At 32.6% G+C, this 13049-nt stretch carries 8 protein-coding genes; 2 read left to right on the top strand and 6 right to left on the bottom strand.

Features of this window, described 5'->3' with window-relative positions; translation table 11 throughout:
• Positions 1 to 16: 16 nt before the first annotated feature.
• Together ACVC5O_RS09730 and ACVC5O_RS09725 are read left to right on the top strand one after the other, a co-directional pair.
• Complete coding sequence (locus ACVC5O_RS09730) at positions 17 to 1057, top strand: hypothetical protein (RefSeq protein WP_452221287.1); 1041 nt, start codon at positions 17 to 19, stop codon at positions 1055 to 1057.
• Entirely contained in the window at positions 1058 to 1828 is a 771-nt protein-coding gene (locus ACVC5O_RS09725) for a LytR/AlgR family response regulator transcription factor (RefSeq protein WP_452221286.1), read from the top strand.
• Positions 1829 to 1836: 8 nt separating this feature from the next.
• Here ACVC5O_RS09725 and ACVC5O_RS09720 read toward each other — a convergent pair whose 3' ends face one another.
• From ACVC5O_RS09720 to ACVC5O_RS09695, 6 genes are all read right to left on the bottom strand, one after another.
• The gene (locus ACVC5O_RS09720; RefSeq protein ID WP_452221285.1) at positions 1837 to 4962 is read right to left on the bottom strand and encodes a type I restriction endonuclease subunit R; all 3126 of its coding nucleotides are present in this window, start codon (positions 4960 to 4962) and stop codon (positions 1837 to 1839) included.
• 20 nt (positions 4963 to 4982) lie between these two features.
• Complete coding sequence (locus ACVC5O_RS09715) at positions 4983 to 6293, bottom strand: 5-methylcytosine restriction system specificity protein McrC (RefSeq protein ID WP_452221284.1); 1311 nt, start codon at positions 6291 to 6293, stop codon at positions 4983 to 4985.
• Entirely contained in the window at positions 6283 to 8091 is a 1809-nt protein-coding gene (locus ACVC5O_RS09710) for an McrB family protein (protein WP_452221283.1), read from the bottom strand. Before ACVC5O_RS09710 ends, ACVC5O_RS09715 begins: the two co-directional genes overlap by 11 nt.
• Before the next feature lie 17 nt (positions 8092 to 8108).
• Entirely contained in the window at positions 8109 to 9302 is a 1194-nt protein-coding gene (locus ACVC5O_RS09705) for a restriction endonuclease subunit S (protein ID WP_452221282.1), read from the bottom strand.
• A complete protein-coding gene (locus ACVC5O_RS09700; protein WP_452221281.1) occupies positions 9299 to 10975 on the bottom strand; it encodes an N-6 DNA methylase in 1677 nt (558 codons plus the stop codon). Before ACVC5O_RS09700 ends, ACVC5O_RS09705 begins: the two co-directional genes overlap by 4 nt.
• Positions 10976 to 11148: 173 nt before the next feature.
• On the bottom strand, positions 11149 to 12375 hold the full coding sequence (locus tag ACVC5O_RS09695; protein ID WP_452221280.1) for a class I SAM-dependent rRNA methyltransferase: 1227 nt from the start codon (positions 12373 to 12375) through the stop codon (positions 11149 to 11151).
• Positions 12376 to 13049: the final 674 nt, after the last annotated feature.

Raw genomic sequence — 13049 nt, 5'->3', positions numbered from 1 at the left:
GTCAATACTATTATTAATGGATATATATTCAAAATACGCTGAATTAGTTACAGAAAACGAATTTCTAACACAGACACTATTTATACTTATTTGCATACTACTATTGGTTATAATTAGAAATTGGTATAACCTTTACAAAAAGCGTTCTTTTAGAAAAAAAAATAAACAGTTAAAAAATCAATTAGAGGCTACACAAATTGCTATTACAAACTATGATGACAAATTAAAAACAATCACTAAACTAGAAGAAAAGCTTTCTAATAAACACACAGAAATCTTTCAACTACAACAAGAGATCGAAGATTACAAACAGAAGTTTTATTCAACATTAAGTGAAAAAGACAAAGTAATAGCAAAACAAAAAGAAGCCAATAACAATCAAAAAAAAGCTTATGAACGCTATGTTAGTTTTAAAATTGTAGAAGCTAACAATACTAGGCTTGGTGCTCATTTTATAAAAAATGTAATAACTCAGATTTATGAAGATTTAGAAGAAGCCGAAGACAGCTACAAATCATTTTTTGGGATACCTTATAAAAATAGTAATGCAAAAAGTAAGCTACCATCTTTAAAAGCTTTAAAAAGTATTTTTAAACTTTTAGATTATAACGTCTCTGCACTTCATAAAGAAAAAACAAGTATTGATGTCGAATTAGCGCACATAGAAATGTTTTTGGATTTAATTAAATACCTAAAGCCAAACACCAAAATTGAATTAAAAAACATGCTAACTAAAGCTCAAAGAAACCAAATAGAAATAAAACCCACTTTATTTTTCCCGTTTGTTGAAAATGCTTTAAAACATGGAAGCCTAAACGAAGAAGCTTCTTTTATAAGTATTGTACTAAAAGAAAACAAAAACAAGCAATTAAGCTATTGTTTAGTAAACAGTGCAGAACAACAGCTAGAGCAAGAACATAAAATAACGAAAAGCTCAAGTTTTGGACTTAATGCTTTACAACAACTACTAACTGCTTACTATCCAAATAGCAAATTAGAACACAAAACATTACCAAACAATCAATACTTGTCCGAACTAACCTTAAGCCTAAATTAAATGATACGCTATATACTTGTCGATGACGAACCTAAAATTTTAAAAAGAGTACAAGCAAAAATAGACGCACTTCCAAAAGACTACGAGTTAAAACATATAGCAAGTTACGATAGCTCTAAAAAGGCTCATGAACAAATAAATGAAGACGATTACGATTTACTAATTGTAGATTTTGAAATGCCTATTTATAATGGCATTGAGCTAGCACAAAAAATTGGTGCGAATAAAAAAATAATATTCTTAACGTCGACTACCAATAATGAAAAAAAGGTAATTAATAGTTTGGATATTTCTGGTTTTTTAAGCAAGCCTTTTGAGGTTGAAGAGTTTGAGGACATCCTTAAAAATAAGGTGATTGGAAAAGTAAACAGTAAAAATACATACCAAAAAGGAGATTTGGTTATGCTGTCCATATTAAAAAACAAAAATATAGGTATCTATCCGGAAAACATTTATTTTATTAGCTCTGCATTAATAAGTACTGGTTATAAACTAGTAAATGGCAAGCCTGTTAAAGTGGAAAAACCTGAAGGTAATTTTGTTCATTTTTATGGAAAAAACAGTGAAGTATCTTTTGAGTCTATAAGAAAAACGATTAGTAGTTTAGAAACTGAACTTGCTGATTTTGGTTTTAAAAAAATTAACCAAAGCACTTTAATAAATACTAATTATATTAGAAATATAGATAATCGAAATTTAGAATTATACCATTGTAAAGAACCTTTTGAAATTAGTGTAAAAGAAAAAACAACATTTTTAAAAAACCTCTAACCTTAAAATTACTCCTTCGCAAAAAAAGCAGCCAAGTTCTCACTCTGCGCCAATACCTTATCAGCTTCCATTTTTGCAACATCTGGTGGATAACCATAACGCATTAAAATCTTTTTAACCGTTAGTCTTAATTTTGCTCTTACATCGTCACGCTTACTCCAATCTACAGTTGCATTGTTTCTAACAACCTCAACAATGGTATGAATTAAGTCTTTCATTTTATCATCATCTAAAAAACTTGTGGATTCATTTTGAGATAACACACTATAAAATGCATACTCTTCTGGTGTTAAACCCAAATCGATACTTTTTTTGTCTTCTAATCGCATGTCTTTTGCAATTTCTGACAACTCTGCTAATACTTGCGCAGAATCTATTTGATTGTTATGATACCTTTTTACAACAGACTCTAACATTTCTGAAAAGCGTTTCCCTTGTGCTATGTTCTTTGTTTTTCGCACACGAACCTCATCTGCCAACAACTTTTTAAGTAACTCAAAAGCCACATTTTTTTGTTGCATATTTTTAACTTCCAACAAAAACTCGTCAGACAAAATACCTACAGAAGGTTCTTTTATGCCTGCTGCTTCAAAAACATCTATAACGCCTTCACTAGATAAAGCATCGTCTACAATTTGCTTAATTGCCGATTCTACTTCGTAATCGGACTTAATCGTATTTCCCGTAAACTTATTTAATCTTGCTTTTACAGCTTGAAAAAAGGCTATCTCATCTTTAATTTTATCTGCTTGCGGACTAGGAATAGACATGGCAAACAACTTAGATAATATGGTTACTTCTTTTATAAATCTATTTTTTAAGTCTTCTGTTTGCAACACAAAATTTTGTGCTCCTAATAAAATCTGAAGCTTACTATTAGTCTCTGCATTAAAATAAGATTTGTAATCATAGCCATGAAAAATCTGTTCTACCACTTCAAACTTTTCTAACATACCAGCAATTGCTTCTTTAATATCAACAATTGGTGCGCCTTCTCCTCCACTTTGTAAATACGTAACCATAGCGTTACGCAAGTCTTGACCTATACCAATATAATCTACAATTAAACCTCCTGGTTTATCTTTATATACGCGATTTACACGTGCAATAGCTTGCATTAAATTTGCACCTTGCATTTTTTTATCAATATACATAGTATGCAAATTTGGTGCATCAAAACCTGTAAGCCACATATCTCTAACAATTACCATTTGTAAAGTATCGTTAGGATCTTTTATACGTGCTGCTAATAGTTTACGTTGTGATTTTGTAGTGTGATGTGGTTGCAAAATCGCTTCGTCATCACTTGTGCTTGTCATAATCACTTTTATAGCACCTTTGTCTAAGTCCTCATGATGCCAATCTGGACGTAATGCTATAATCTCGTTATAGAGTTTTGCACAAATCTTACGACTCATACTCACTATCATTGCTTTGCCTTCAAAGACTTTTTGTCTTGCTTCAAAATGCGACACTAAATCTGTTGCGATATCTCTTAGTCTATCTTCTTTACCAACAATTTTCTCAATTGCTGCACTTTTAGTTTTTGCTTTTTCTATTTGCTCTTCGGTTGCATCTTCTATTGCATCTATTTGGCTGTCTATAGATTTGGTAACTTCTTCGTTGAGTTTAATTTTTACTAAACGCGACTCGTAGCTTATTGGTACTGTTGCTCCATCATCAACCGCTTGTTTAATATCGTACACATCAATGTACTCTCCAAAAACTGCAGGAGTAGATTTATCTTCCTTTTCAATTGGTGTTCCTGTAAAACCTATATAAGACGCTTTTGGCAACGCATCTCGTAAATACTTAGCGTTTCCGTATCTAATTTCCGAACCATCGTCTATGTCTACCACACGTGCTTTAAAACCATACTGGCTTCTGTGTGCTTCGTCTGCAACCACAATAATATTGGTTCTTTCCGACAACGTATCAAATACATTACCTTCTTCTGGTGAAAACTTTTGAATGGTTGTAAAAATAACACCTCCTCCAGAAACATTTAATAATTCTTTTATGTGATTTCTGTTTTGAGCTTGAACTGGTGTTTGTCTTAATAACTCTTTGCAATTCCCAAACGTACCAAACAATTGGTCGTCTAAATCGTTTCTGTCTGTTAGTACCACAATAGTTGGGTTTTCCATTTGTGGATGCGTGACTATTTGACCAGAATAAAACACCATAGATAATGATTTACCAGAACCTTGCGTATGCCAAACCACACCAACTTTTCTGTCTCCTTCTTTAGCGTCTGTTGCTCTTATGGTTTGTGTTACTGCTTTTTGTACTGCGTAATATTGATGATAAGCTGCTACTTTTTTAATTTTTACTTGAAAAATTAAACCAGTCTTCTCATCCTTTTTTTCTTCTTGCTCAAAAACCGTACAATAGCGAATTAACTCTACCAACGTTTTTTTGTTAAGCATATATTCGGTTAATATTTGTAGTTCTGTTCTTGGGTCGTTGGCTATTTTTTTTGGTGCTTTCCATGATAAGAACCTTGAAAATGGAGCCGAAACACTAGAGGTTCCTGCTTCTATACCATCGCTAATTACACAAATACTATTGTAATAAAAGATGCTTGGTACTGCTGATTTATAATTTTGTATTTGTTGATACGCTTTTCTAACCGTTGCATTCTCGTCTGTGGCATTTTTAAGTTCTACAAATACTAATGGCAAACCGTTAACATAAATAACAACATCAAAACGTTTCTCATTATTATTTTCTTTAACTACTAATTGATTCACTACCCAAAACTGGTTATTCTCTGGTTTTACAACATCTAACAATTTTACATTAATCCCTTTGGTTCTTCCTTCTTTGTTGTATTCAACTGTTACACCATTGGTTAGCAAGGTATGGAAACGCTCGTTGTTTTCCATTAAGTCTTGCGTGCCAAGATTTACAATTTTTTGATAGGCTTCTACTCTTGCAGATTCTGGAACGTCTGGATTTAAATGACGTAATGCATTTTTTAATTGTTGTTCTAACAAAACAGACTCAAAACCTTCCCGTTGTGGGTTTTCACTATAAGGTGCAATGGCTGGACCATAATGATATGTGTAACCTTGACCAACTAATTGGTTTATGGATGCTTGTTCTATGCTATCTTCTGAGAGTTTAGTCATTTCTTTGTTATCTTAATATACTATGATAAATCCTTTTGAAACCTTGACAAAAAGGCTTCTTTTTGCACTATTAATTCTTCTAATGATTCTGTTAATTGAATACCATCTACTTTAAACCAAGACTCATTAAATGATTCTCCAAATAAAGCTCCTGAAAAATTATCTTGTAATTGCTGTTGGCTAAAACTTTCCTTTAATGGATATATAAGTCCTAATCCTACAACTTTTTTATTTTGAGATTGCATAAATGAACCATAGGTGTGTATTTGAAAAAAGTCTGATCTATCATAATCTCGATAATCTGTTGTCATTCTTTTATACTTGGCATCTAGCACTACAACCTTATTATTCTTTTCTATAATAATATCTGGTATTAAGCCTCTAACATAATCTTGTTGTTTGTAAGTTTTATATTTTTGAGAATACACTTTCCACCCATCTATACTATACCTTTTCTTTAAAATAGTCATTAAATAGTTTTCCCAAATTTCTGCCATGTCTAAAAACAATGCATCATTTGATGCTTTAGATTGCTCTTGAGAAATACTATTATTTTTACGCTGAATGATTTGCCAAGAAAAATCTACAACATACTTATAATTCGCATACATAGAACCATACTTAATATTACGGTATTGGTTAGCTGTTAAAGTATTACTATTAAAACCAGATGCCGAATTAATAACTTCTTTCACACTATCTGTTAGCATATTTTGAGTTAAAAAATAATTTTTACACAGTATTTTATATGCTTTGTAAAGTATAGCTATTATTATTGGGTCTACTTGCTTTTCTATAAGATTGGAAACAATTTGACTTTCGTTGTAAAGAGGTAAAACACTTCTTCTTATATCAAAACGTCCTTTTACAGTTAGGCTTTTATATTCTTTTTTTATTTTGTTTTTAGGCAAACCGTGCACATTGGCTTTCCTTAATTGCTTTACCCAAATAAAACTTATTAGTTTTTTAATAAGTTCGTTTTGCACATTGCTTTCTAACTTGCTGCTTGAATGGCTTTGTGCTAATTTTATATTAAATATTTCTTCTAGTAAATGCATTACTGTAGCATTACCAAAACGTGGTATTACCTCAAAGCAGTAATCTTGATTATTGTAATTAAAATATAACTTACCAATATATCTACCTGTAAACCATTTGTTAGATTTATAATCGTAAGTTAAAAGTGGTAACTCATCTTCTTTTACAGTATTACTTATTCTAAAAACATTTGTTTTGGTGAAACAACTATTTATATGCACAGCCATATTTGCCTCTATTTCAACAAGAGAGCAATCTTTAACTGGTTTTATATAAATAATATTATTTCCCATTAGAAAATATCGAGTATGCTCTGTTTGTATATTCTTTTACACTTCCTTTATCTGTGTTACCTAAAAAGGCAACTAGCATTGGTTCTATAGATATAGACCATAAAATATCTTTTGCTTCCTTAAATAATTTCTTTTTTGAACGTCCTTTACCTGTTAAATTATAATGCTCTTTATAAATTTTAGAAAGCTCTGCAAAAAAAGTATGACCTATTTGGTAGGCTTCGCCTAATTCTTCAATATCATTACTTATGTAATTATTTAAGGCTGTACACGCATTTACAAAATCGTTTTTAAGTACTTCAAAATGTTTATCGTTAAAGTAACTACCTAACATTTCTAATAAAACAGCATCGTTATAGCCTTTAAATTTCCAAACAAATCGTCTGCGTAAAGCAAAATCCATACGTTCTACTGAAAAATCTATTTCGTTCATTGTACCTATGATGTACAAATTATCAGGCATATTTAATTCTATACCTTTTATTGCTGTTTTAATAGGCTCATTTCTATATTCCATAGCAGAGAACAACTCACCAAAAACACGAGATAAATCCACCCGATTTATTTCATCTAAAATAAGAACGTGAGGTAATTTAACTAATCCTTTTTCATCTGTAGTTTTAGTTTCATTATTTGCCTTTTCTATGATATCAAACAACTGGCCTTTTACAGCAATGGTTTCTGAACCATTAGCTGAAGCTTTTAATTGATATCCTGCAATAAAATCTTCGTAAGATGTGTTTGGGTTAAATTGAAGCTTGTGTATTCTATCATCAATATTTTCTAAACCATTATCAAAATAGACTTTTAGGTTTTCCTTTTTGTGTAAAAAATGGTTGGTAATAAAAGATTCTGCTAATGCTTTGGCTGAATGTGTTTTTCCTGTTCCTGGTGGACCATAATACACTAATGCCTTTTTAAATTGCAAGGTCATAATATCTTCTGAAACATTATGTAAGCCTTTGTTCCAAATGCTCCATAACTGTGGCGCATAAAAGCTATTGCTTATACCCGATTTTTCTAACTCTTTTTTAATTAGAAATATTTCGTCATCAATGGTTATATCTTCTTTTTTTGCTTCATCATTATCTTTTATAAGTGCATAAAAATTAGATTTTATAGAAGCTTTATCTTGTTTAGAAGCAATAGGCTCATAATACTCAGGTTTTGCTAAATGCATGATTAAATTTTGCATTGCAAAAGCTCTGTTTTCTAATAACTTATATTCTTTTTCAGGTATCTCAAACGTATTTTCTTCAAACACATTATTAGCATTGCCAATTATATATTTGTTTACATCATCAACATTTTTTACTTCTCCTTTTTTTACTTCTTTTTTAATTAAAATACAGAGTATTAATAAAAAATTAATCTCCATTGGTTTGTTGGTTTTGTGGTACTGCCCAGCAGAACCTACACCATGTAACGGAAAATAGTTTTCTTTTTTATGAGTATTAAAGCGTGCTATATTTTCTTCCTCTGCTAAAATCCAATAAGGTGTATCTCTTTTGGTTTCAAACTTCATGTCGTTGGCAGGCAAATACCATAACCAATTTAAATGTGCAAAACATAAGCGCTCTTTATAATTAGCAAGTTCAAATTGAGTTTTTATTTTATCCCAATAGGTTTTCTCATTTCCTTCTATTGCTGAATCAAGGAAATATTCTTTTACTTTAAATAGGTTTGAAAGACTAAAAATATCTTCTTCATTGGTTAAAATAGAATTATCATTTAATAAACAATCCTTTATGAAGTTATTGTATAATTGATAAACGTGTTGTTTGTTTTCTTGACTCATGTGTTACTCAATTAATTTTACTTTTTAAACCCATTAACCCTAATCTCACCACGCATTAACTTGGGTAATAAACTGTCTCTAGTTTTAGTTAAAGTTTGGATTTGTTTTGAGTTACTTAAAATTTTATCAAAAGTAGGATTGATAAAATTATTGAATCGATTTAATACTTTCTCCTCAGGAATTATACAATCTATATTCCTAAATGAAGTTTTGCTTATCTCTAAAAAAGTAGAACCATTACCTGCATTTTCAACAACCCTCATAAATTTAGATAACCATAAATACATATATTCATTAGATAAATATTGATTTGGTAAAAGAGCAATAAAACCTTGATTTATTGCTAACTCAATATTTGTAAAACTTAAATAACCAATAGGTGCTCTTGAAGATAAAAGCAATGTCTTTTTAGGTAGTAAACCCGAACTTATTTTTTTTAAACCTTCTTTAGTTATTTTTTTTTCTGTTGAAAGTAAAAACATACCTCTTGAATTACTTAAATCTTTCGGACTTGTCCAATGTATATCACCATCCCAAAAATTGAGATTTTTAGTGCTTGGTGTAGTTCCACCACAAATTTTAGTTACTTCTCCCAACTTCCCAACACGCCAACCATCAGGCAATTCATCATCAATTTGGTATTTACCAAACCACTCCTTAAAAATAGTTTGTGCGGTTTGCTCTAAAGTTTGGTTTTGTGCACGTAGGTTTTCTATTTTATCATCAAAAGCGGTTAATACTTTGGCGATGGCTTTTTGTTCTGCTACTTTATTAGGAATTAAAACAGGTATTATATTAAGTTCTTTACCACTAATAGAGGTAAAAACAGTACCCGAAGAATAATCTTGTAATCTTCTATTGATATGATTCAATAAAAAATATAAATAATCCTGATTACCATTTTTCATATACATACCAGCATTACCTCTACCAATACAAGATTTATGCTTTGTAAAATTCACTCTCCCAACTGGAGCTCTAACACTAAATAGAATAGAGTTTTCAGATACAACTTTAGTGACTTTTGATGTATATGTTTTTATACTAACATATTTGTCATTAAACTCAGTTACTCCTTGATAAAAGGGCAATCCGTTTCCATCCTTATTATAAAATTCGCTTTTAGGAGATTGTCCCATTGTTATATCAACAACTTCTCCTAAACTAGTCTCAATCCAACCATCAGGTAACTTTTCATCTACACTACTCATAATTTAAACCCAATATTAGCCAGTTGTGTTTTAATCTCTTGGTTTAACACTTCCTCTTCTTGCATTTGCGCTTTTAAGGTTGTAGTTAAGGCTTCCATTTTTTCTGAGAATGGTATACCATCATCCTCTTCGTCTGGTATGCCAACGTAACGTCCTGGTGTGAGTACGTGGTTGTGTTTGCGTATGTCTTCTAGGGTTGCAGATTTGCAGTAGCCTTTTACATCTCGATACAATTTGCTCGTTCCTCCCAAATCACTCGATGTGACGTTTTGGGATTGAGATTCTTCGCTTTCGCTCTGAATGACAGACGTGTCGCTCTGAATGACAGAGGCGTTGCTCTGAATGACAGACGTGTCGCTCTGTATGACAGCACGCCAATCGTGATAGGTTTTTGTTATTTTTTGGATATCGCCTAAGTCATTTTCGTGGAAGTTTCCTTTTTTGTTATCGTCGTCAGAATCTGAAAAATCACGATGTACTCTGTCTTTTAAATAACCCATTTCTGAAGCATCAATAAATAAGACTTCGTTGGTTTTGGTTCTTCCTCTTCGTAAATACCAAATACAAGCAGGTATGCCTGTGTTGTAAAACAGCTGTTTTGGCAAGGCTACAATACACTCTACCAAGCCAGCTTCTACTAAGTTTTTACGTATGTCGCCTTCGCTAGAGGTGTTAGAACTTAAAGAGCCATTGGCTAAAACAGTTGCCATAACACCACGTGGTGATAAATGGTATAACATGTGTTGCATCCACCCAAAATTGGCATTACCATTGGGTGGTGTGCCATATTGCCAACGTGCATCGTCTTGTAAAATATCAATTCCCCATTCTTTTTGGTTAAATGGTGGATTGGCAATTACAAAATCTGCTTTTAAATCTGGGTGTGCATCTTTTAAAAAAGACCCTTCTGTGTTCCAAGCTACAAATTTGGAGTTGATGTTACGTATGGCAAGGTTCATTCTAGAAAGTTTCCATGTAGTTTGGTTACTTTCTTGACCGTAAACTGTAATGTCTTTTATGTTACCAGAGTGTGCTGTTACAAATTTTTCACTCATAATAAACATACCACCAGAACCCGAAGCAGGATCGTAAATACGCCCTTTATAAGGTTCTATCATTTCTACCATTAGCTTTACAATGGCTTTTGGTGTGTAAAATTGTCCTCCTTTTTTACCTTCTGCATTGGCAAACTCACCTAAAAAGTATTCGTACACACGTCCAAAAAGATCTTTAGAGTTTTCGTTTTCGGCTTGTAGTTCTGTGTTAGATATTAAGTCGATGAGTTCGCCTAAAGCGGTTTTATCTAAATTGGCTTTACCATATACTTGTGGTAAAACGTTTTTTAATTCTTTGTTTTCTTTTTCTACTGCTTCCATGGCTTCGTCAATTGATTGACCAATGGTAGGCAACTTTGCTTGCGCGTGTATGTGGCTCCATCGTGCTAATTTAGGAACAAAGAAAGTGTTTTCGGCAATGTATTCGTCTCTATCTTCTGCATCTGAATATTCATCTGCTACCAATTTTTGGTACAACTCATCAAAAGATTCTGAAATGTATTTTAAAAAGATAAGTCCGAGTACCACGTGTTTATACTCTGCTGCATCAATGTTTTTACGTAATTTATCTGCGGCTTTAAACAGGTCTTGCTCAAAGGTGTTTTTAGTCTTTGCCATGTAGGTTTTTTACAGTTGATTGTTCGTTACAAATAGTTAAATTTACTTATGATTAGTTTTTTAAGGGAGACTTTAAATATAAAACCTTTTTAAAAACTATTAAAAGTAAAATGTAAGAAATATTATAATTAAAAAAAAAGATAGTTTCACAGCGTTCGCAATGCCATAAAGTATTAATCCAACCTATAATAACCACATTTTAAATAGGCACCTTCTGGGAAACCAATAGGATGGTCTGTGTCGTGTTGCGTGGTTTTAATGGTTTTAAAGCGTCTGTCACTTGCTGTTAAGGTGTTGGTATTAATATCGTAAAACGCTTGTGCTGTAACTCTGCTAGAACACGATGCTAAGACTAATAATCCGTTTTTAGCTGTAAGTTGCTCGCCTAACTGTGCTAATTGTGCGTACTTTTTTTTAGCTAATTCTATTTCGGTTTGTTGCTTGGCAAAACTTGGTGGATCGATTACCACAACATCGAACGTGGTATTGTTTTTTATTAATTGTTTTAAGGCTTTAAAAGCATCGTCTGCAATAGTTTTATGTGTGCCAGAATACGTGTTTAATTTGCCATTTTGTTTGGCAATGTCTAAGGCTTGTGCGCTTATATCTAAACTGGTAACTTCTGTGGCTCCATTGGCTAATGCATGTACCGAAAATCCGCCAGCATACGAAAACACATCTAAAACTGTTTTGCCTTTACTCCACAAACCTACTTGTCGCCTATTCTCGCGATGGTCTAAAAAGTAACCTGTTTTATGTCCTTTTATAACGTTTGCCGAAAAGTTGACTCCATGTTCCACAAATTGAACAACCTCGTTTTCTAAAGTGCCAAAAACGACGTCGCCATCGTTTAATTGATGGGTTTTAGATTGCTGCAATCCACGACTTAAACGCATAACCACTGTTTTACATTTTGAAACTTCGATTAGCGCTTCTAGAATGGGTTTTAAATAAGATAACCAGATTTCGGAATATAATTTTACGACTAAAACGTCTGCATACACATCTGCTATAAAAGAAGGAAAACCATCGTTTTCACCAAAAAGGAGTCGGTAACTATTGGTGTTTGTTTGTAGTAATGGAAAGCGTTTAGCGTAGGCAGTTTTTATTTTCTGTTTAAAAAACGCTGCATCTACTACTACTGAAGCTGTAGCGTTATAAATAATTTTTATTCGGATTGGCGAATTGGCATCGTACAATCCAATGCCAATCATAGCATTTTTTCGCTTGCCGAAAATAATGGCCAAATCTCCTGTTTGCGCATCGTTATTAATTTTTACTATACTATCTGAAAACACCCAAGGATGACCTTGTTGCACATAATGTTCGCCTTTTGCAGTTAGTTTTACTGCAAGGCGTTTTGGTTGGTGAGTTGATGATATGGTTTCGGAAAGCATCATGCTGCGAAATTAGTATTTTTATAACACTTTAAAACAAAAAAATAATTTGCTTCTCGATACACTGCTTCGTACCTCAGCAGCACTCGAAGTGACGTTGCGGAAGCAAATTGTGATATATTGGTTTTTAAATTTATGAGTAAGCACATCGCGTCAGTTCGAGTGGTTCGACTTTAGGAGAAGTGTATCGAGAACTCTTTAGCTCATGGCTTCTCGATACTATTTGTTCATGCTTCACAAATCACTCGAAGTGACGTTGCGGAAGCAAAGTGTGATATATTGGTTTTTTAATTTTTGAGTAAGCACATCGCGTCAGTTCGAGTGGTTCGACCTTGGGTGAAGTGTATCGAGAACTTCTGTTTATGGCTTCTCGATACTATTTGTTCATGCTTCACAAATCACTCGAAGTGACGAAACGGAAGCAAAGTGTGATATATTGGTTTTTAAATTTATGAGTTAGCACATCACGTCAGTTCGAGTGGTTCGATTTTAGGAGAACTGTATCGAGAACTTCTGTTTATGGCTTCTCGATACTATTTGTTCATGCTTCACAAATCACTCGAAGTGACGAAACTGAAGCAAAGTGTGAAATATTGGTTTTTAAATTTATGAGTTAGCACATCACGTCAGTTCGAGTGGTTCGATTTTAGGAGAACTGTATCGAGAACTTCTGTTTA

It is taken from the genome of Lacinutrix salivirga, from assembly GCF_053604675.1.
Note: the sequence above shows the minus strand (reverse complement) of the source record. Positions and strands in the feature narration are given on the sequence as shown.

Bases quoted from the DNA above. Each gene is read 5' to 3' on its own strand.
- ACVC5O_RS09700 (WP_452221281.1), bottom strand. From the start codon at position 10,975: ATGGCAAAGACTAAAAACACCTTTGAGCAAGACCTGTTTAAAGCCGCA.
- ACVC5O_RS09725 (WP_452221286.1), top strand. From the start codon at position 1,058: ATGATACGCTATATACTTGTCGATGACGAACCTAAAATTTTAAAAAGA.
- ACVC5O_RS09710 (WP_452221283.1), bottom strand. From the start codon at position 8,091: ATGAGTCAAGAAAACAAACAACACGTTTATCAATTATACAATAACTTC.
- ACVC5O_RS09715 (WP_452221284.1), bottom strand. From the start codon at position 6,293: ATGGGAAATAATATTATTTATATAAAACCAGTTAAAGATTGCTCTCTT.
- ACVC5O_RS09720 (WP_452221285.1), bottom strand. From the start codon at position 4,962: ATGACTAAACTCTCAGAAGATAGCATAGAACAAGCATCCATAAACCAA.
- ACVC5O_RS09705 (WP_452221282.1), bottom strand. From the start codon at position 9,302: ATGAGTAGTGTAGATGAAAAGTTACCTGATGGTTGGATTGAGACTAGT.
- ACVC5O_RS09730 (WP_452221287.1), top strand. From the start codon at position 17: ATGGATATATATTCAAAATACGCTGAATTAGTTACAGAAAACGAATTT.
- ACVC5O_RS09695 (WP_452221280.1), bottom strand. From the start codon at position 12,375: ATGATGCTTTCCGAAACCATATCATCAACTCACCAACCAAAACGCCTT.